Raw genomic sequence first — 19,581 nt, 5'->3', positions numbered from 1 at the left:
AATGGCTGAAAGAACACATGCATGTGGAAAAGTAACAGTAGAAGCAGTTGGACAAACCGTTCAATTAAAAGGTTGGGTACAAAAACGCCGTGACTTAGGTGGACTCATTTTCATCGACTTACGTGACCGTACAGGTATCGTGCAAGTTGTATTTAACCCAGAAACATCAAAAGAAGCACTAGAAGTAGCAGAAACAATTCGTAGCGAATACGTATTACACGTAGAAGGAACAGTTGTTGAACGTGGTCAAGGTGCAATTAATGAAAATATGGCAACAGGGCGCATTGAAGTACAAGCAACGAAAGTAAATGTATTAAATGCAGCAAAAACAACGCCGATTATTATTGCAGACGATACAGATGCATCAGAAGATGTTCGTTTAAAATATCGTTATTTAGATTTACGTCGCCCTGTTATGTATAACACATTCAAAATGCGTCACGACGTGACAAAAACAATTCGTAACTTCTTAGATTCAGAAGAGTTTTTAGAAGTTGAAACACCAATTTTAACAAAGAGTACACCAGAAGGAGCACGTGACTATTTAGTACCAAGCCGTGTGCATGAAGGTGAATTTTACGCGTTACCTCAATCTCCACAGCTATTTAAACAGCTTCTAATGGTCGGCGGATTTGAGCGTTATTATCAAGTAGCGCGTTGTTTCCGCGATGAAGATTTACGTGCTGATCGTCAACCAGAATTCACACAAATTGACATCGAGGCATCATTCTTAACACAAGATGAAATTCTAGAAATGATGGAACGTATGATGACAAAAGTGATGAAAGATGCAAAAGGCGTAGAGGTTCGTGCACCATTCCCTCGTATGAAGTATGCTGATGCAATGGCTCGCTACGGTTCTGATAAACCAGATACACGCTTTGCAATGGAGCTTACTGACTTATCTGAGTTTGCAGCAGATTGCGGCTTCAAAGTGTTCACAAGTGCTGTAGAAAGCGGCGGGCAAGTAAAAGCAATTAATGCAAAAGGTGCAGCAGGTAAATATTCTCGTAAAGACATTGATGCATTAACTGAATTCATAAAAGTATACGGAGCAAAAGGTTTAGCTTGGTTAAAAGTTGAAGAAGATGGCTTAAAAGGACCAATTGCGAAATTCTTCGGTGAAGAAGATGCAAACGTACTAATGAGCACATTAGATGGGGCTGCGGGTGACTTATTATTATTCGTTGCTGATAAGAAGAGCGTTGTTGCAGATAGCTTAGGTGCACTTCGTTTACGCTTAGGTAAAGAACTTGAGTTAATTGACGAAAGCAAATTTAACTTCCTATGGGTAACAGATTGGCCGCTTCTTGAGTATGATGAAGATGCTGATCGCTACTTCGCAGCGCATCATCCATTCACAATGCCATTCCGTGAAGATGTTGAGTTATTAGAAACAGCACCAGAAAAAGCGCGTGCACAAGCATATGACCTTGTATTAAACGGTTATGAGCTTGGTGGTGGGTCACTTCGTATTTATGAGCGTGATGTACAAGAAAAAATGTTCAAAGCTCTTGGATTCTCTCAAGAAGAAGCACAAGAACAATTCGGATTCTTATTAGAAGCGTTCGAATATGGTACACCACCACATGGCGGAATCGCATTAGGTTTAGACCGTCTCGTAATGTTACTTGCAGGCCGTACAAACCTTCGTGATACAATTGCATTCCCGAAAACAGCAAGCGCAAGCTGCTTATTAACAGATGCTCCAAGCCCTGTTGCAGAAGCGCAGCTTGAAGAGCTATACTTACAATTAAACGTAAAAGAAGAGAAGTAAGAAGGAGTCCTAGATGGTTATACTAAACCCATCTAGGATTTTTTTTAGTGGAAGTTTAAAAAATCTGGTTCAGATAGCAGTCGCATTTCTTCGTTGCTTCGCCAGTCCAGTGCTCGAGTAAGTAATCCTACACTCCGCACCTCCTGGCGTCAGCGCCTCGAACAGCTCGGCTCTCTGAATCCTCCTTTTTAAACGTGGATTGGAAGGGAAATTTAAAAAGTCCGGTTTAGCTAGTAATCCTTTTTTTGAATATGTATTTTTAGGAATTCTATAACTTTTTCTATACAAATAGTCGGAAAAACGCTAGAATACATGGTAGACCATTTTTGTAATAGGAGTGTAGAGCTGAATGTTACATCAATTTTCACGTAATGAATTAGCCTTCGGAAAAGAAGGTCTTGAAATATTAAAAAATAGTACAGTTGGTATTCTAGGAATTGGCGGTGTAGGTTCATTCGCAGCAGAAGCGTTAGCGCGTTCTGGCGTAGGACGTCTTGTATTAGTTGATAAAGACGTTGTAGATATTACAAATGTAAACCGTCAAATTCATGCTTTAGTATCTACTGTAGGACGTTCAAAAGTAGAATTAATGAAAGAGCGCATTGCAGACATTAATCCGGAATGTGAAGTAATTGGACTAGAAATGTTTTATACAGATGAAACATATGAAGAGTTCTTTAAACACGGCTTAGATTTCGTAGTGGATGCATCTGATACAATTACGTTCAAAATTCATTTAATTAAACAATGTTTACGTCGTAAAATTAAAATTATCTCAAGTATGGGCGCAGCAAATAAAATGGACCCAACTCGTTTCCGTATTGCGGACATTTCTAAAACACATACAGATCCAATTGCGAAAGTAATTCGTACGAAGCTTCGTAAAGAGGGTATTAAAAAAGGTGTAAAAGTTGTCTTCTCTGACGAAAACCCAATCGTAATTCGTGAAGAAGTACGTAAAGAAATCGTACCAGACGAAAATGCGAAAATTCGTAAAGCGAAATTACCACCTTCCTCAAATGCCTTCGTACCATCTGTGGCTGGTTTAATTATGGCGAGTCACGTTGTACGTGAACGTATTAAAAACGTAGAAGTGAAGCGTGTAGGGCAAGAATAAAAAATAAAAAAGCGTATATTCCATGAGGAGTATACGCTTTTTTATTTGTATGAAAAGATGTTAAAGAAATATCCATATCGGTAAGACGATAGATTCAAAAGCGATTAAAAATAATAAATAATTCTCGTATTTGTCCGATTTGTATGCAGAAGTCTTTTTTAAACCTCTAATTGTGAAGAATCCTAAAAGTAACACAAGAATCCCAAGTGTAATTTTGAAAATTGTTACTGAAATAGATAACCTCTCCTTTCAGTAACAAGTCTTGTTATGTTTATAATAGCATAAAAGTAATATATTTCCTGTTGCTTTAGAGTATTTTAATTTTCTGCCGAATATATAATATCTAAATTCCCGTTTTGATCCGTTTTAAAAATAGGTGCAATTTGATCTTGCTGTTCATCTACTAATACAAGCTTCCGGGCACGGTCCATAATTCTAACAAGCATCGCATAATCTTCTTCGATTGCTTGTTGTTTTTTCGTTAAAGATGCTAGTTTGACTTCTAGTTCATCGTTTGTTTTTTGTAAGGAGGCAAGCTTTGTATGCAAGTCTTCATTTTCAATTTGTATCTTTTCTAAGTGAGGATTATTATGCCCTAGGTTTTGCAAGAATGAGATTACATCTTGCATTGTAAGAGAATGTTTATTAGAAACGATTGCTTCGGAAAAATCAGCATCAATTACGACTTTTTGTTTTGGTTTTAGCTTTAATAGTTGCTCTTTTTCTACATTTGCTTCCGAACGCTTTAACTCTTTTCTTTGCTTCTTAGCGAGCTGTACAGCATCCTCATAATTTTGTCTGACTTCAGCATTCCAGCGAAAACCACAAGCAGCTGAAGTCCGGTTTAATTTGTCTCCAACTTCATCGAACGCTTTCAGCTGAGTACTTCCACTGCGAATATGTCGTAAAACGGTTTCTGCTAAAAGGAGATCGTCTTCTCTTGTCCATGCATCTTGGCGCGTTTTCATAAGCGAAACCTCCATTATCATGTCGTTTTCGCTTAGATTACCCTTTTGGTTTGCTTTTATGCGAACTTTGCAATCTTTCATATACGCCTGAAAGTGCTTGTTCGAATTTCCCCGTTGTTTTCGGCTTATAATATTGCTTGTTTTTTATTTTATCTGGTAAGTATTGCTGCTGTACCCATCCATTTGGATAATCATGTGGATATAAGTATCCAATACCTCTACCTAATGATTCAGCACCTTTATAGTGACTATCTTTTAAATGACTTGGGATATCGCCAGTTTGTCCGTTTCGCAAGTCGTGAAGTGCTGCATCAAGTGCCTTGTATGCTGAATTTGATTTTGGAGAAAGACAAAGTTCGATAACTGCATTGGCAAGCGGAATGCGAGCTTCTGGAAAACCAACACGTTCTGCCGACTCAATCGCAGCAAGTGTACGGGGACCTGCTTGCGGGCTAGCCAGTCCAATATCTTCATATGCCATAATAAGAAGACGTCTCCCGATACTTTGTAAGTCACCAGCTTCAATAAGGCGCGCTAAATAATGAAGTGCAGCGTTCACATCGCTTCCGCGAACTGATTTTTGAAAGGCAGATAGGACATCATAATGAGCATCTCCGCCTTTGTCGTGAACAAAACTCTTTTTCTGTAAACATTCTTCAGCAATTTCTAATGTGATTTCGGTTGATTGATCATCTGTTGTAAAGCTAGATAAAACAGCAAGTTCAAGTGCGTTATAAGCCGATCGCATATCTCCGCCAGAGGCATTTGCAAAGTGACGCATTGCTTCATCTGTAACAGTTACATGATATTCACCTAAACCTTTTTCTTTATCTTCAAGCGCTCGTTTTAAGCCGATTAAAATATCATTTTCTGTTAGTGCGTGTAGTTCAAAGATTTGACATCGGCTACGAATGGCAGAGTTAATCGCATGGAATGGATTACTTGTTGTTGCGCCAATTAAGGTCAGAAGCCCGCTTTCTAAGTGAGGTAATAAGAAGTCTTGTTTTGCTTTATCTAAGCGGTGAACTTCATCTAAAATTAAAACAAGGTGGCGGTGCATCTTTGCTTCCTGCACGACAACTTCCATGTCTTTTTTATTATGAGTAACAGCATTTAATAGGCGAAAGGGCGTCCCTGTACTGCCGGCAATTGCACTAGCAATCGATGTTTTTCCAGTTCCGGGTGGACCGTATAAAATCATCGATTGGAAATGGTTTGCCTGAACCATTCGCCATAAAATTTTCCCTTCACCAACTAAATGCTCTTGACCAATTATTTCTTTAATATTTGTCGGACGCATTCGGTGTGCGAGTGGTTGTTTCATTATGACCGTCTCCCTTAATATGTAATCATATTCTATGGTATCATCTTTTTTATGGAAAATTGAAATATACTACTGTATTTATAAGTAATTCTACTTAATTTTTTCATTCTTCTCTTTATTGTAATAATTACCGAGTTTTTCAATGTGATTTTATGTTATCATTTTGATACATAAGTTGAAATTTCTTATAATACTATATTATGCTATAATTTCATAGGATTTTGATTTTAAAATTGTGTTCTTCTTACGAATAAAGATTTAACTAATAGAAGTGAAATTTTGAAAAGAGGTGCGAAATAGATGAAAATTTCAACGAAAGGCCGTTACGGCTTAACAATTATGATTGATCTTGCGAAGAAGTTTGGTGAGGGTCCAATTTCTTTAAAATCAATTGCACAAGCGCATGACCTATCTGAACATTACTTAGAGCAATTAATCTCTCCACTTCGTAACGCTCGTCTTGTAAAAAGTACGCGTGGTGCATATGGTGGTTATGTATTATCTGACCAACCAGCTAATATTACGGCTGGCGATGTAATTCGTGTTTTAGAAGGCCCAATTAGCGTTGTTGAAATGATAGAAGAGGAAGAACCAGCACAACGCCAGTTGTGGATGCGTGTTCGTGATGCAGTACAAGAGGTATTAGATAGTACAACTCTAGAAGATTTAGTACGTTATGAGGAAGAGAATCATGGGGGTTATATGTTTTACATTTAATTCCTTGTGAAACGATTTGGAAAGAAGGAGATCTGATGGAACGCATTTACTTAGATCATGCTGCGACATCTCCGGCTCACCCAGAAGTAGTCGAAAAGATGATTCCATATATGACGGGAATATTTGGTAATCCGTCTAGTATTCATTTTTATGGGCGCCAAACGCGCCATGCTGTAGATGAAGCAAGACGTGTTTGTGCACGTAGCATTCATGCAAATCCAAATGAAATTATTTTTACAAGCGGTGGTACGGAGGCTGATAATTTAGCACTTTTAGGTGTGGCACGTGCAAACCGCAATAAAGGAAATCATATTATTACGACGCAGATTGAACATCACGCTATTTTGCATACATGTGAAGCGTTAGAGCGAGAAGGCTTTGAGGTGACGTATTTACCGGTTGATGAAACAGGTCGTGTTCAAGTTTCTGATGTAAAAGAGGCGTTAACAGATGAAACGATTCTCGTATCTGTTATGTTTGGAAATAATGAAGTTGGAACGGTTCAACCGATTGCAGAAATTGGAGAACTGTTAAAAGAACATCACGCTTATTTTCACACGGATGCTGTACAAGCCTACGGTTTAACAGCAATTGATGTGAAAGAGTTAGGCATTGATTTATTATCAATCTCAGCTCATAAAATTAATGGTCCAAAAGGTGTAGGTTTTTTATATGCTAGCGCGCAAGTGAAGTTTGAACCGTTATTAACGGGCGGGGAGCAAGAGCGAAAACGTCGTGCAGGTACTGAGAATGTACCTAGCATCGTTGGGCTAGAGCAAGCTGTTAAGTTGGCAGAATCAACGCGTGAGCAAAAAATTGCCCAATATGAAGGATTTAAAGATATAATGGTATCTGTCTTTCAAAAAGAAGACATTACTTTCGAGGTAAACGGAAACTTAGAATATCGCTTACCACATGTGTTTAATGTAAGTTTCACAGGAATGGATATTGAGCCGTTTCTTGTAAACTTAGACTTAGCAGGTATTGCAGTATCAAGTGGTTCTGCATGTACAGCTGGTTCTATTGACCCATCGCATGTGTTAGTGGCGATGTTTGGAAAAGATTCCGATCAAATACGTTCATCCGTACGTTTTAGCTTTGGTCTTGGTAATACGAAAGAACAAGTGGAAAAAGCAGCGTACGAAACAGTGAAAATCGTGAAGCGATTAACACAAAAATAGCATGGGAGGTGACATGATGAACAAACTACCTCACGAAACGCGCGTTGTCATTGGGATGTCCGGTGGCGTTGATTCATCTGTAGCAGCTCTTTTATTAAAAGAGCAAGGTTATGATGTAATCGGGATTTTTATGAAAAACTGGGATGATACAGACGAGAATGGTTTCTGTACAGCAACGGAAGATTACAATGATGTAATCGAAGTGTGCAATCAAATTGGTATCCCCTATTATGCAGTAAACTTTGAAAAACAATATTGGGATAAAGTATTTACGTACTTTTTAGATGAGTACCGAGCTGGTCGTACGCCAAACCCAGATGTAATGTGTAACAAAGAAATTAAATTTAAAGCCTTTTTAGAACATGCGATTGCGCTTGGTGCCGATTATGTAGCGACAGGTCATTATGCACGTGTTGCTTATATCGATGGCGAATATAAAATGCTACGCGGTGTTGATGATAATAAGGATCAAACATATTTCTTGAATCAATTAAGCCAAGAGCAACTATCAAAAACAATGTTCCCGTTAGGCGAATTAAAGAAACCACAAATTCGTGAAATGGCAAAAGAAGCTGGTTTAGCAACAGCGACGAAAAAAGATAGCACAGGTATCTGCTTTATTGGTGAGCGTAACTTTAAAGATTTCTTAAGTAACTACTTACCAGCTCAGCCAGGTGTGATGCAAACACTATCTGGCGAAGTGAAAGGGAAACATGACGGTTTAATGTACTATACAATTGGACAACGTCATGGTCTTGGTATTGGTGGTAATGGTGATCCTTGGTTCGCTGTTGGGAAAAACTTGAAAGGAAATATTTTATATGTTGATCAAGGATTCCACAATGAGCTTTTATATGGTGATGAAGTCATTGCTACGAATATAGGTTGGGTAAGCAACAGAGCGAAAGAAAAGGAATTTAAGTGCACAGCGAAATTCCGTTATCGTCAAGAGGATAACAAGGTAACGGTTCAAATCGTTGATGATAATACAGTTCGTATTCTTTGCGATGAACCAATTCGTGCGATTACGCCAGGACAAGCAGTTGTTTTCTATGATGGAGATGAATGCTTAGGCGGTGCTACAATTGATGAAGTATACCGTAGTGGTAAGAAACTAGACTATTTAGGATGAAAAACGAGAAGCCTCTGCCGATTAGCGGTTAGAGGTTTCTTTTTCATAACAGCGAATTTTTGTTCGCTTGGAAAATAGATTATTTGTTATAATTTGTTGTAGAGGTGAAGAACATGTCAAATAAGCTTGAAGCAGGCATTCAATATATGCAAGAAGGAAACTGGGAAGAAGCAGCTAAAAATTTTACAGAGGCAATTGAAGAAAATCCGAAAGATGCACTTGGATACATTAACTTTGCGAATTTATTAGATGTGTTAGGAGATAGCGAACGTGCGATTTTATTTTATAAACGCGCATTAGAACTAGATGGGAAATCAGCTACTGCCTATTATGGACTTGGAAGCATATATTATGGACAAGAGCAATTTACAGAAGCAAAAGCTGCATTTGAGCAAGCAATGCAAGCTGGATTACAATCAGCTGATGTGACATTTATGCTAGGGATTACGTATGTACAGCTTGGAAATGATCGTCTTGCACTGCCATTTTTACAAAGAGCAACTGAATTAGATAGGGCAGATGTAGAAGCGGTATTCCAATGCGGATTATGCTTTGCACGACTAGAACATATTCAGGAAGCGAAACCTTATTTTGAAAAGGTTTTACAAATGGATGAAGAACATGCAGATGCGTACTATAATTTAGGTGTTGCGTATGTGTTTGAGGAAAATAATGAGAAAGCACTTGCTTTATTTAAGAAGGCGACTGAAATTCAACCAGATCACTTTTTAGCAGGGAATGGCATTCGTTTATTAGAGCAAGAAGCCGAATAGAAATCGTACCTTAACGCGCAGTTACCCCTCATCTAATGATAAGTAGAGAGGTGGGGGCTTTACTGCTCGTTAGAGTGAGAGAAATCGGAAAGGAGAGGAAACATGGGAAATCAACATGCAATGGATTTGTTTGAGGAAGAGCAAAAATTTATAAAAGCACAAGTTCTTCATACCATTTTCCACAACGAAGAAAACCTCTATTCCGTTGTCAGTATGAAAATCATTGAAACAAATGAAACATACGACGAAAAAAAAGTGATGATCAACGGTCACTTTCCCCGTATGCATGAAGATGAAGTATTTACATTGACAGGTCACTTTAAAGACCACCCAAAGTACGGAAAGCAATACTTAGTTGAAACATTTAAAAAAGAATTACCTCAAACAAAAACAGGTATGGTGCAATATTTAGCGAGTGATTTATTTAAAGGAATTGGGAAGCGAACAGCAGAAAAGATTGTTGATCATCTCGGAGAACATGCGATTTCTAAAATTATGGACGACCCTGCTGCATTAGAAGGTGTTGTAAACAAGCAGAAAGCGCAAGAAATTTATGACACAATTATTGAACACCAAGGGCTTGAAAAGGTCATGAGCTTTTTAAATGGTTATGGTTTTGGAACGAAGCTCTCGATTAAGATTTATCAGCAGTATAAAGAAATGACGCTTGAAGTGATTCGAAATAATCCATATCAGTTGATTGAAGAAGTCGATGGCATCGGTTTTGGAAGAGCTGACGATATAGGACGAGCGCTAGGGATATCTGGTAACCATAATGATCGTGTGAGAGCAGGATGTTTCTATACGTTAGAAAATGTTTCGCTCCAAGAAGGTCATGTGTTTATGGAAAAGGGTCAACTAGTTCGAGAAACCGTATCGCTTTTAAATAATCAAGAGGGTAATGTGACGGAAGAAGATATTTTGCAATGCGTTGAAATGATGCAAGGTGAAGGGAAAATCATTATAGAAGAAGACCGCATTTATTTAGCTTCGTTATTCTATTCCGAAAAGGGCGTTGTCAAATCAATCCGCCGTCTCATGAACCAAGAAGAGACGCCTTCGTTTCCTGAAGCGGAAGTATTATTAACGTTAGGGAAAATTGAAGAGCAGCTAAAAGTACAGTATGCGCCGCTTCAACAAGAGGCAATTCAAACTGCGCTTCATAAGCCGATGATGTTATTAACCGGCGGACCTGGTACAGGGAAGACGACCGTTATTAAAGGAATTGTCGAAATGTATGCTTCCTTGCATGGTTTATCATTAAGCCCGCAAGATTACAGTGATGATAATCCGTTTCCGATTCTGTTAACAGCTCCGACAGGCCGCGCTGCGAAGCGGATGAGTGAGTCAACAGGGCTTCCTGCTTGTACGATTCACCGCTTACTTGGTTGGACGCCAGAAGGATCTTTCCAGCGTAATGAAACGGACCCTGTACAAGGAAAGTTACTTATCATTGATGAGTTTTCAATGGTTGATATTTGGCTCGCAAATCAATTGTTTAAATCATTACCAACAAACATTCAAGTAATTGTTGTAGGTGATGAAGATCAATTACCTTCTGTAGGGCCTGGACAAGTGTTGAAAGATTTATTAGATGCTGGTGCAATTCCGACAGTGAAGTTAACAGAGATTTACCGTCAAGCAGAAGGGTCATCCGTTATTCGGCTTGCCCATGCGATAAAAAATGGTACGCTGCCACCAGACTTAGCACAAAATAAAAAAGATCGTTCGTTTATTGGTTGCTCAGGTGCTCAAATTGTTGAGGTTGTAAAACAAGTATGTGAAAACGCGAAGACGAAAGGGTTTAATGCAAGAGATGTCCAAGTGTTAGCGCCTATGTATCGCGGTCCGGCAGGTATTAATGTGCTAAATGAGGCACTCCAAGAAGTATTTAATCCGAAGAAAGAAAAGAGTAGAGAAATTGCCTACGGTGATGTTGTGTATCGAACGGGTGATAAAGTATTGCAGCTCGTAAATCAACCAGAAAGCCAAGTGTTTAATGGTGACATTGGAGAAATTGTTTCTGTATTTTATGCAAAGGAAAATGTGGAGAAACAAGATATGGTTGTTGTTTCGTTCGATGGGATTGAAGTAACGTATATAAAGCCAGATTTAAATCAAATTACACATGCGTATTGTTGTTCAATTCATAAGTCACAAGGAAGTGAATTTCCAATTGTAATTATGCCGATTGTAAAGAGTTATTACCGCATGTTACGCCGTAATTTAATTTATACAGGTATTACGAGAAGTAAAAAGTTTCTAATTATTTGCGGAGAAGAATCAGCCTTTCAATCTGGTGTGAATCGTCTTGATGATTCCATGCGGCAAACAACGTTAGCTGATCGCTTGCAGGAATCAAAAGGGGAAGTGCAAATGGTTACGATTGATGGCCAGGAGATGGATGTGGAAAACATTTCACCGTATGATTTTATGTAGCAAGGTGAAATTATATAGTGAAACTTTCAATATAGAGAGCGTTATTTTGAAAGTGTAAGGCAGTTCTAGTATGTATAAATGAGTGCAGTTTGGACATAATGGCGAATAGAATCTGGGAGACTGTAAGGAGATGAAAGCCATATGTTCAGTTGTCCAAATTGCAAAGGGAAAGACATTGGAAAAATAGGTGTCAACCAATTTTATTGCTGGAATTGTTATATTGAATTATCGGTTTCAAAGGGGAAAATCCATACGCATCAAGTAGAAGAAGATGGATCGCTTAGTTCTCTTGATGATTTATTTGATGAGAATGAACGAACCATCGGATAGTCAAAAAGGGGGATTTACTTTGAACGTACGCAATTCATTAATCGCATTAGGTATTGGAGCTGCGGCATATCAATATGCACGTAAACAAGATGTGTTTTCCAAACGTAATATGAAAAGAGCACGCAAAATGATTAAGTCTTATTTATAATCATTTCTATAAAGTGAAAAACTCCCTTCATTCTCAGGGAGTTTTTTCATGTGCTCGTATATAAATAAAAAAGTCCAATTTCAGAAAAAAGATAAGAAAGTCCGTAACATCCAATACCAAGAACTCCGTAATACCACAGCTGTTTCGCACGTTCTTTTCGTGTTGAACGCGTGAAGAGTCCCTTCCAAATACCAAAGCCAATACAGATCCATTCTAGTATCATGAAAAGTGTTGAAAGAATTAACATAAGCCAAACCATTTTATTCCTCCTCACATATTTGCGAGCTGACCTAAGTGCTTGTCCGTATGATGTTAAATATATGTAAGTTTTTTAAAAAACAGTATGGTCTGTATGGAAATATTTTAGTCCAGTAATTTTTTAAAAGTTTTACACATAACCTTCTCTATTTCTTTTCAAAATAAGGATGGAGGAGGTTTTTCGCTTGAAGAATCTTAAAATTATTTGGATCTATCGATTAGGGTTATTGTTATTAGTGTTTTTATGTTTGCTCGTCTTTTTAAAAATTAAACCACTATGGGCGCCAATCATATTCGTGTTTAAAGTAGCAATTACACCATTTTTAATTGCTTGTTTCATCGCGTATTTACTGCATCCTTTAATTGAAAAATTATATAAAGAGGGAATGCCACGTACACTTGCGATTTTGCTTATTTATATTCTCTTTTTTGGTGGTCTCGGTTATGGAATTTATAAAGGGACACCGGTTGTGATTGCGCAGCTACAAGAAATCAATAAGCAATTCCCGCAGTTTATGAAAATGTATGATTCTTGGATGGACGGTGTGACAGAACAGACAGACAATTTCCCATCGTTTATTCATGAGAAAGTAAAGCAAATATTTGTCGGCATTGAGATGAAGATACAAGCACTTTTAAATAAGGTGATGAGTACAGCGCGTGGTGTACTGGATTCATTACTCATCATTTTCTTGATTCCTTTCATTGTATTTTACATATTAAAAGACTATGGAGAGTTTTATCACGTTTTTTGGAAGCTTGTTCCGAGTAAATGGCGTAGTACAGGACAAGTATTGGCGAAGGAGATCGATAAGTCACTTGGAAGTTATATTCGAGGGCAATTATTTGTTTGTTTAGTTTTAGGAGGAGTGTCCGCTCTTTCATTTTGGTTTATTGGGATGAAGTACCCACTGTTATTAGGCATTATTGTTGGAGTTACCGATATTATTCCTTACTTTGGACCAATTTTAGGAGCGATTCCGACGTTGATGATTGCGGCAACCGTATCCACGAACCTTTTTATTAAAGCGGGCATTGCACTTGCCATTTTACAATTTGTTGAAAGTAACATTCTCTCCCCATATATTGTTGGGAAGTCGTTACGTATGCATCCTGTTATTATTATGCTTGCTCTTTTGATTGGGGGAGAAATAGGTGGAATCGTCGGTCTTTTAATAGCAGTTCCTATTTTGGCGGTGATTCGAACCGTCATTGTTCATATAAAGCCACTCTGGAAACATTGACAAATGGAAACGGATTCGCTACAATTTTGGCATATAGCATATGATTTTAAATTGATGACGGAACGAGTATGTCACAGTCCATTTTTAGAGAGAAACTTCCATCGGCTGAAAGAAGTTTTAAATGAAGGGTGACAGAACGCTAATCCTGAGAGCAGCTAATCCCTGCCGTCTTGCCACGTTACGGCACCATGAGGTGATGAATCGAGAATGTATAAATCGGTTCATAATTAGGGTGGTATCGCGAGTTAACTCTCGTCCCTTTTATAGGGACGGGAGTTTTTTGTTTTTATGAAATTTCTTAAAGGAGGAAATATAGATGAAACAGTTAACAGGAGCACAAATTCGTCAAATGTTTTTAGACTTTTTCGAGGAAAAAGGGCATGCAATTGAACCAAGTGCATCATTAGTTCCGCATGAGGATCCATCTCTTTTATGGATCAACAGTGGTGTAGCGACATTAAAGAAATACTTTGATGGTCGTGTAATCCCGCAAAACCCACGTATTACAAATGCGCAAAAATCAATTCGTACAAACGATATTGAAAACGTTGGGAAAACAGCTCGTCACCATACATTCTTTGAAATGTTAGGAAACTTCTCAATTGGTGACTACTTTAAAGAAGAAGCAATTACATGGGCTTGGGAATTTTTAACGAGCGACAAATGGATTGGATTCGATAAAGAGTTACTATCTGTAACAATCCATCCAGAAGATGAAGAAGCATTTACAATTTGGAATGAGAAAATGGGTGTTCCGAAAGAGCGCATCATTCGTTTAGAAGAAAACTTCTGGGATATTGGTGAAGGACCAAGTGGACCGAACACAGAAATTTTCTATGACCGCGGTGAAGCTTACGGTAACGATTTTAGCGATCCTGAGTTGTATCCGGGTGGAGAAAACGAACGTTACTTAGAAGTATGGAACCTTGTATTCTCTCAATTTAACCATAATCCGGATGGCTCATATACGCCACTTCCAAAGAAAAACATCGATACAGGGATGGGTCTAGAGCGTATGACATCTATCGTTCAAGATGTACCTACAAACTTTGATACAGACCTATTTATGCCAATGATTGGTGCAACAGAATCAATTTCTGGTGAGAAATATCGCGGTGGCGATGTAGAAAAAGATATGGCGTTTAAAGTAATTGCAGACCATATCCGTACAGTAACATTTGCTGTTGGTGATGGAGCTCTTCCTTCTAACGAAGGCCGTGGCTATGTATTACGTCGTTTATTACGCCGTGCTGTACGTTATGCGAAGAAATTAAACATTAACCGTCCATTCATGTTTGAATTAGTACCGGTTGTTGGCGAAGTAATGAAAGACTTCTATCCAGAAGTTCTTGAAAAGAAAGACTTTATTGCAAAAGTTGTGAAAAATGAAGAAGAGCGTTTCCATGAAACACTTCATGATGGAGAAGCAATTTTAGCAGAGGTTATTGCAAAAGCAAAAGAAGAAAAAACGACTGCTATTTCTGGAGTAGATGCGTTCCGTCTATATGACACATATGGTTTCCCAATTGAATTAACAGAAGAATATGCAGAAGAAGCTGGTATGACGGTTGATCATACAGGTTTTGAAGCAGAGATGGAAAAACAACGTGAACGTGCACGTGCAGCTCGTCAAGACGTTGATTCTATGCAAGTTCAAGGCGGCGTACTTGGAGAAATTAAAGTAGCGAGTGAATTCGTTGGTTATGGTACAGTTGCGACAGAAAGTAATGTTGTTGCACTTGTGAAAAATGGCGAGTACACAGATAGCTTACAAGCAGGCGAAGAAGGACAATTAATGCTTGATGTAACACCATTCTATGCTGAGAGTGGCGGACAAATCGCAGACCGCGGTTACCTTCTTGCTGACGGTGTGAAAGTTCTTGTAAAAGACGTACAAAAAGCACCAAATGGTCAAAGCTTACACAAAATAGTTGTGGAAGAAGGAACGTTAACAAAAGAATCAGCTGTAAAAGCTATTATTGATACGAAGAACCGTAGCAGTGTTGTGAAAAACCATACAGCAACGCATATTTTACACCAAGCATTAAAAGATGTACTTGGAACACATGTTAACCAAGCTGGTTCTCTTGTAACATCAGAACGTCTACGCTTTGACTTCTCTCATTTCGGTCAAGTACAAGCTGACGAATTAGAAAAAATTGAGCGTATTGTAAACGAAAAAATTTGGGAAAGTATTGATGTTGAGATTTCTCAAAAAGCAATTGAAGAAGCAAAAGAAATGGGTGCAATGGCATTATTCGGTGAAAAATACGGAGATGTTGTACGCGTTGTCCAAGTAGGCGATTATAGCTTAGAACTTTGCGGTGGTTGTCACGTTGATAACACAGCATCTATCGGTATTTTCAAAATTGTTGCTGAGTCTGGTATCGGTGCTGGAACTCGTCGTATTGAGGCAGTGACTGGTAAATCTGCATACGAATTAATGAACGATCAAGTAAGTTTATTAAAAGAAGCTGCAGGCAAAATGAAAACAAATCCGAAAGATATTTTAACAAGAGTAGACGGTCTATTTACTGAAGTGAAACAACTTCAAAAAGAGAATGAATCTCTTGCTGCAAAATTAAGTAACATTGAAGCTGGAAACTTAACAGATTCAGTTGTTACAGTGGATGGAGTAAATGTATTAGCAACAAAAGTAAATGTTGCAGATATGAATAACTTACGTACAATGATGGATGACCTGAAAAATAAATTAGAGTCTGCAGTCGTTGTATTAGCAGCTGTAAATGAGGATAAAGTGAATATTCTAGCAGGTGTAACGAAAGATTTAATCAATCAAGGTTACCATGCAGGTAAACTTGTGAAAGAAGTTGCTTCTCGCTGCGGCGGTGGCGGTGGCGGCCGTCCTGACATGGCTCAAGCAGGTGGTAAAAACCCAGCGCAAGTGGATGATGCACTTGCATTTGTAGAAGAGTACGTTAAATCTGTTTCAAAATAAAGAGATAGTAGTGTACAATAGTAGGGAGAGGAGAGATTCTTCTCCCTATACTTACTACTTATAAGTGAGGTGCTTAAAATGGACGGTTTTGATAAAACAATGAAGTTTAACTTTCAAGATGAAAAACAGAGTGTCCATGTAAACGATGTACTTTTAACTGTGTATGATGCACTTCAAGAAAAAGGCTATAATCCGATTAACCAAATCGTCGGTTATTTATTAAGTGGAGACCCAGCATACATACCTCGTCATAAAGATGCACGAAGCATTATTCGCAAGTTAGAACGTGATGAATTGATTGAAGAGCTTGTGAAGTCTTATTTGAAACAACATCGTGAGGAGTAGTTTATGCGGATATTAGGTTTAGATGTTGGTACAAAAACAGTCGGCGTTGCGATTAGTGACGAAATGGGCTGGACAGCACAAGGTTTAGAAACGATTAAAATTAACGAAGAACGAGGTCAATTTGGTTTTGATCGTATTTCTGAGTTAGTAAAACAGTACAATGTGGACAAGATAATAGTAGGATTGCCAAAGAACATGAATGGTACAATCGGACCACGTGGTGAGGCTTGCCAGCAATTTGCACAATCCTTACGTGAACTGTTACAATTAGACGTCATGATGTGGGACGAGCGTCTGTCAACGATGGCAGCGGAACGTCTTCTTATTTCGGCTGATGTAAGTCGAAAGAAGCGAAAGCAAGTGATCGATAAGATGGCTGCAGTCGTGATTTTGCAAGGATATTTAGATAGTAAATAAGAGGTGACCAGAATGGAAGAAAATCAAATTACAATTGTAGACGAAAAAGGTAACGAGCATTTATGTGAAATTATTTTCACTTTCGATGCTGAAAAATTTGGCAAAAAATCTTATGTAGTCTTTTCTCCGATTGGTGAAGTTGACGAAGATGGCGAACAAATTTATGATGCAATGGCTTTCGAACAAAACGAAGAAGAGTCAGGTGGAACATTACTTCCAATCGAATCTGAAGAAGAGTGGGAAATGGTACAAGAAATGTTTAACACACTTGCTGAAGAAGAAGAGGGCGAAGCGTAATTCAGGTGAAGAAGATGGGCTGTACATGCAGTCCATCTTTTTTTGTATTCTCGTGCAAAATGACAGATTTTTTGTCGAAACTACATAATTGTTTGTAGTATAATGAGACGGATTGTATAAAATAAAAAACTATCTGCAAATGAATGAGCTTTGCTTTGGGTTTGTAGGGCATTGTATAGAGGATGTACATATGGTCTACAATGGAATAAGGAGGAAGAACTTTGATAGAGAATCAAGTGAAGAAGAAGCGTAGACACACACTTTTAATAGTGGTTATTGCACTACTTGTGGTCTGCGTGTCAGTCTATGCGTATATTTCATCTGCGTTAAAACCAGTTGATAGCGGGAATAAAAAAGAAATTGAAGTAGAGATTCCAAAAGGTTCATCTACAAGTAAAATCGGAGAGATTTTAGAAGAAAAAGGCGCTATTAAAAACGGTACAGTATTTAGCTTCTATGCAAAAGCTAAATCTAAAAATTTGCAGGCAGGTACATATTTGTTAAATTCGTCAATGAATGTAGATGATGTAATGGAACAAATGTCATCGGGTAATGTCCATCGTCCAGTTGCTTATAAATTGACGATTAAGGAAGGTGCACAAGTTGTTGAAATCGCAGATATAATTGCGAAGGAACTGAAATGGAATAAAGATGATGTTGTGCGCCAATTAAACGATAAGGCTTTTATTCAAAAAATGCAGCAAAAATATCCGATATTATTAACAAATAAAATTTTTGATGCCAATATTAAATATCCGTTAGAAGGCTACTTATACCCAGCGACATATTCTTTCTATAAAAAAGATACAACATTGGAAGAAATTGTGACGTCAATGCTTGAAAAAACGAATGCATTAATTGTTCAAAATGAGGCGAAAATGAAAGAAAAGCAGCTGGACGTTCACCAGCTTTTAACATTATCTTCTTTAATTGAGGAAGAGGCGACAGGGTTTACAGATCGTCAAAAGATCTCTAGCGTCTTTTATAATCGTTTAGCAAAAGGGATGCCGTTACAAACAGATCCGACAGTATTATATGCGCTTGGAAAGCATAAAGAACGTGTATTATATGAGGATTTAAAAGTAAATTCACCGTATAATACGTATGTTATAAAAGGATTACCTGTTGGACCAATTGCGAATTCTGGCAAGCATTCAGTACAAGCAGCGTTAGAACCTGCACAAACAGATTATTACTATTTTTTAGCAGCACCAAGTGGTGAAGTGTATTATGCAAAAACGTTAGAAGAACATAATGCATTAAAACAAAAATATATTACACAAAAGAAATGAAAATAGGAGGGAGAGCGAAAAGGGTCGCATATCCCTCTTTTTTATGATAAAATATATCGGGTTAAAAACTGGCAGAAGAATCGTTTTTAATATCAAAACGGGACGTACAAGCTAAGGGTGAAGCTGGCTTGTATTTTTATTGCATTCTATGTGTGAAAAGATAGAAACTGACACGTCATAGAGGCACTTCTCCATGTAAATAAGGAGGACCATTTATGGAGGATGCAGTTAACGAGTACCTATTATCATTTATTGATCCAAAAGATAAACTTATTCTTGAAATGGAACAGTACGCAGGTGAACATCATGTGCCAATTATGGATCGTCTTGGAATGGAGTTTATGTTGCAATTTTTACGTTTAATTGGGCCAAAAAGCATCTTAGAGCTCGGAACAGCAATTGGTTACTCCAGTATTCGTATGATGCAAGCTATCCCTAATTCTCGTATTGTGACAGTAGAACGAAATAGCGATCGATATGAAAAAGCACTTGAATATATAGAGCGTTCTTCTGTAAAAGAGCGTATTTCCGTTATTTATGGTGATGCATTAGAAACAGGTGAACAAGTGAATGAACATGGAACATTTGATGTTATTTTTATTGATGCCGCAAAAGGACAATATCGTCGCTTTTTTGACTTATATGAACCGTTATTAAATCCGGGGGGTGTCATTATTTCAGATAATGTTATGTACCATGGACTTGTAACGACAAAAGAAAAAATTGAAAATAGACGTACGCGTGGTTTGATTCGTCGTATTAAGACGTACAATGAATGGCTAATGAACCATGAAGGATATGATACAACTATTTTTCCGATTGGTGATGGAGTAGCCGTGAGTAAAAAGAGAGGGTGACAACAG

The 19,581-nt window shown here is 38.0% G+C and carries 19 protein-coding genes and 1 other annotated feature; of the genes, 16 read left to right on the top strand and 3 right to left on the bottom strand.

Translation table 11 applies throughout. The features are described from left to right. Position 1 precedes the first annotated feature (1 nt). Together aspS and C564_RS0115250 are read left to right on the top strand one after the other, a co-directional pair. Positions 2-1,777 (top strand): aspartate--tRNA ligase, encoded by a 1,776-nt coding sequence (gene aspS, locus C564_RS0115255; RefSeq protein ID WP_018765895.1) that lies wholly within the window; start codon positions 2-4, stop codon positions 1,775-1,777. Between the two features lie 349 nt (positions 1,778-2,126). Continuing rightward, positions 2,127-2,894 carry a tRNA threonylcarbamoyladenosine dehydratase gene (locus C564_RS0115250; protein ID WP_000903177.1) on the top strand — a complete coding sequence of 256 codons (768 nt, stop codon included), beginning with the start codon at positions 2,127-2,129 and terminating at the stop codon, positions 2,892-2,894. 317 nt (positions 2,895-3,211) lie between these two features. On the opposite strand, the gene C564_RS0115245 is transcribed toward C564_RS0115250, so the two are convergent. Then, the gene (locus C564_RS0115245) at positions 3,212-3,862 is read right to left on the bottom strand and encodes an RsfA family transcriptional regulator (protein ID WP_018765894.1); all 651 of its coding nucleotides are present in this window, start codon (positions 3,860-3,862) and stop codon (positions 3,212-3,214) included. 37 nt (positions 3,863-3,899) lie between these two features. Beyond that, positions 3,900-5,186, bottom strand: coding sequence for a replication-associated recombination protein A (locus C564_RS0115240; RefSeq protein ID WP_018765893.1), 1,287 nt, complete (start codon positions 5,184-5,186; stop codon positions 3,900-3,902). A gap of 300 nt (positions 5,187-5,486) precedes the next feature. On the opposite strand from C564_RS0115240, the gene cymR reads away from it, so the two are divergent. From cymR to C564_RS0115205, 7 genes are all read left to right on the top strand, one after another. Continuing rightward, the gene (gene cymR / locus C564_RS0115235; protein WP_000704116.1) at positions 5,487-5,903 is read left to right on the top strand and encodes a cysteine metabolism transcriptional regulator CymR; all 417 of its coding nucleotides are present in this window, start codon (positions 5,487-5,489) and stop codon (positions 5,901-5,903) included. Between the two features lie 35 nt (positions 5,904-5,938). Next, complete coding sequence (locus C564_RS0115230; protein WP_018765892.1) at positions 5,939-7,084, top strand: cysteine desulfurase family protein; 1,146 nt, start codon at positions 5,939-5,941, stop codon at positions 7,082-7,084. 16 nt (positions 7,085-7,100) lie between these two features. After that, positions 7,101-8,216, top strand: coding sequence for a tRNA 2-thiouridine(34) synthase MnmA (gene mnmA, locus C564_RS0115225; protein WP_018765891.1), 1,116 nt, complete (start codon positions 7,101-7,103; stop codon positions 8,214-8,216). 113 nt (positions 8,217-8,329) lie between these two features. Then, entirely contained in the window at positions 8,330-8,989 is a 660-nt protein-coding gene (locus tag C564_RS0115220; RefSeq protein ID WP_003200488.1) for a tetratricopeptide repeat protein, read from the top strand. A gap of 102 nt (positions 8,990-9,091) precedes the next feature. Continuing rightward, entirely contained in the window at positions 9,092-11,428 is a 2,337-nt protein-coding gene (gene recD2 / locus C564_RS0115215) for an SF1B family DNA helicase RecD2 (protein WP_018765890.1), read from the top strand. 141 nt (positions 11,429-11,569) lie between these two features. Then, positions 11,570-11,758, top strand: a complete 189-nt coding sequence (locus tag C564_RS0115210; RefSeq protein WP_000490499.1) for a hypothetical protein — start codon at positions 11,570-11,572, stop codon at positions 11,756-11,758. A 19-nt stretch (positions 11,759-11,777) separates the two neighbouring features. Next, complete coding sequence (locus C564_RS0115205; protein WP_001102898.1) at positions 11,778-11,906, top strand: YrzQ family protein; 129 nt, start codon at positions 11,778-11,780, stop codon at positions 11,904-11,906. Between the two features lie 46 nt (positions 11,907-11,952). Here the strand turns inward: C564_RS0115205 and C564_RS0115200 are convergent, their stop codons facing one another. Beyond that, positions 11,953-12,165, bottom strand: a complete 213-nt coding sequence (locus tag C564_RS0115200) for a hypothetical protein (RefSeq protein ID WP_018765889.1) — start codon at positions 12,163-12,165, stop codon at positions 11,953-11,955. Positions 12,166-12,331: 166 nt separating this feature from the next. Here C564_RS0115200 and C564_RS0115195 point away from each other — a divergent pair, with 166 nt between their 5' ends. From C564_RS0115195 to C564_RS0115165, 7 genes are all read left to right on the top strand, one after another. Continuing rightward, positions 12,332-13,408 carry an AI-2E family transporter gene (locus tag C564_RS0115195; RefSeq protein ID WP_170957066.1) on the top strand — a complete coding sequence of 359 codons (1,077 nt, stop codon included), beginning with the start codon at positions 12,332-12,334 and terminating at the stop codon, positions 13,406-13,408. Between the two features lie 45 nt (positions 13,409-13,453). Continuing rightward, positions 13,454-13,671, top strand: a binding site (T-box leader). Between the two features lie 53 nt (positions 13,672-13,724). Then, positions 13,725-16,367 (top strand): alanine--tRNA ligase, encoded by a 2,643-nt coding sequence (alaS, locus tag C564_RS0115190; protein WP_003200499.1) that lies wholly within the window; start codon positions 13,725-13,727, stop codon positions 16,365-16,367. A 78-nt stretch (positions 16,368-16,445) separates the two neighbouring features. Next, entirely contained in the window at positions 16,446-16,712 is a 267-nt protein-coding gene (locus C564_RS0115185; protein WP_000348589.1) for an IreB family regulatory phosphoprotein, read from the top strand. A gap of 3 nt (positions 16,713-16,715) precedes the next feature. Continuing rightward, positions 16,716-17,129, top strand: coding sequence for a Holliday junction resolvase RuvX (ruvX, locus tag C564_RS0115180; RefSeq protein WP_003200502.1), 414 nt, complete (start codon positions 16,716-16,718; stop codon positions 17,127-17,129). A 12-nt stretch (positions 17,130-17,141) separates the two neighbouring features. Continuing rightward, the gene (locus tag C564_RS0115175; RefSeq protein ID WP_003200504.1) at positions 17,142-17,426 is read left to right on the top strand and encodes a DUF1292 domain-containing protein; all 285 of its coding nucleotides are present in this window, start codon (positions 17,142-17,144) and stop codon (positions 17,424-17,426) included. 221 nt (positions 17,427-17,647) lie between these two features. After that, positions 17,648-18,718, top strand: coding sequence for an endolytic transglycosylase MltG (gene mltG / locus C564_RS0115170; RefSeq protein WP_018765887.1), 1,071 nt, complete (start codon positions 17,648-17,650; stop codon positions 18,716-18,718). A 215-nt stretch (positions 18,719-18,933) separates the two neighbouring features. After that, positions 18,934-19,575 (top strand): O-methyltransferase, encoded by a 642-nt coding sequence (locus C564_RS0115165; protein WP_003200510.1) that lies wholly within the window; start codon positions 18,934-18,936, stop codon positions 19,573-19,575. The last annotated feature ends 6 nt before the right edge of the window (positions 19,576-19,581 follow it).

Origin of the sequence: Bacillus sp. 105MF, assembly GCF_000374885.1 — a bacterium.
GTDB lineage: Bacteria > Bacillota > Bacilli > Bacillales > Bacillaceae_G > Bacillus_A > Bacillus_A pseudomycoides.
This window is presented reverse-complemented; position numbering and strand designations above follow the sequence as displayed.

Excerpts from the sequence above, each read along its gene's own strand:
- aspS (WP_018765895.1), top strand. The coding sequence starts at position 2 with ATGGCTGAAAGAACACATGCATGTGGAAAAGTAACAGTAGAAGCAGTT.
- C564_RS0115250 (WP_000903177.1), top strand. The coding sequence starts at position 2,127 with ATGTTACATCAATTTTCACGTAATGAATTAGCCTTCGGAAAAGAAGGT.
- C564_RS0115245 (WP_018765894.1), bottom strand. The coding sequence starts at position 3,862 with ATGAAAACGCGCCAAGATGCATGGACAAGAGAAGACGATCTCCTTTTA.
- C564_RS0115240 (WP_018765893.1), bottom strand. The coding sequence starts at position 5,186 with ATGAAACAACCACTCGCACACCGAATGCGTCCGACAAATATTAAAGAA.
- cymR (WP_000704116.1), top strand. The coding sequence starts at position 5,487 with ATGAAAATTTCAACGAAAGGCCGTTACGGCTTAACAATTATGATTGAT.
- C564_RS0115230 (WP_018765892.1), top strand. The coding sequence starts at position 5,939 with ATGGAACGCATTTACTTAGATCATGCTGCGACATCTCCGGCTCACCCA.
- mnmA (WP_018765891.1), top strand. The coding sequence starts at position 7,101 with ATGAACAAACTACCTCACGAAACGCGCGTTGTCATTGGGATGTCCGGT.
- C564_RS0115220 (WP_003200488.1), top strand. The coding sequence starts at position 8,330 with ATGTCAAATAAGCTTGAAGCAGGCATTCAATATATGCAAGAAGGAAAC.
- recD2 (WP_018765890.1), top strand. The coding sequence starts at position 9,092 with ATGGGAAATCAACATGCAATGGATTTGTTTGAGGAAGAGCAAAAATTT.
- C564_RS0115210 (WP_000490499.1), top strand. The coding sequence starts at position 11,570 with ATGTTCAGTTGTCCAAATTGCAAAGGGAAAGACATTGGAAAAATAGGT.
- C564_RS0115200 (WP_018765889.1), bottom strand. The coding sequence starts at position 12,165 with ATGGTTTGGCTTATGTTAATTCTTTCAACACTTTTCATGATACTAGAA.
- C564_RS0115195 (WP_170957066.1), top strand. The coding sequence starts at position 12,332 with ATGGAGGAGGTTTTTCGCTTGAAGAATCTTAAAATTATTTGGATCTAT.
- alaS (WP_003200499.1), top strand. The coding sequence starts at position 13,725 with ATGAAACAGTTAACAGGAGCACAAATTCGTCAAATGTTTTTAGACTTT.
- C564_RS0115185 (WP_000348589.1), top strand. The coding sequence starts at position 16,446 with ATGGACGGTTTTGATAAAACAATGAAGTTTAACTTTCAAGATGAAAAA.
- ruvX (WP_003200502.1), top strand. The coding sequence starts at position 16,716 with ATGCGGATATTAGGTTTAGATGTTGGTACAAAAACAGTCGGCGTTGCG.
- C564_RS0115175 (WP_003200504.1), top strand. The coding sequence starts at position 17,142 with ATGGAAGAAAATCAAATTACAATTGTAGACGAAAAAGGTAACGAGCAT.
- C564_RS0115165 (WP_003200510.1), top strand. The coding sequence starts at position 18,934 with ATGGAGGATGCAGTTAACGAGTACCTATTATCATTTATTGATCCAAAA.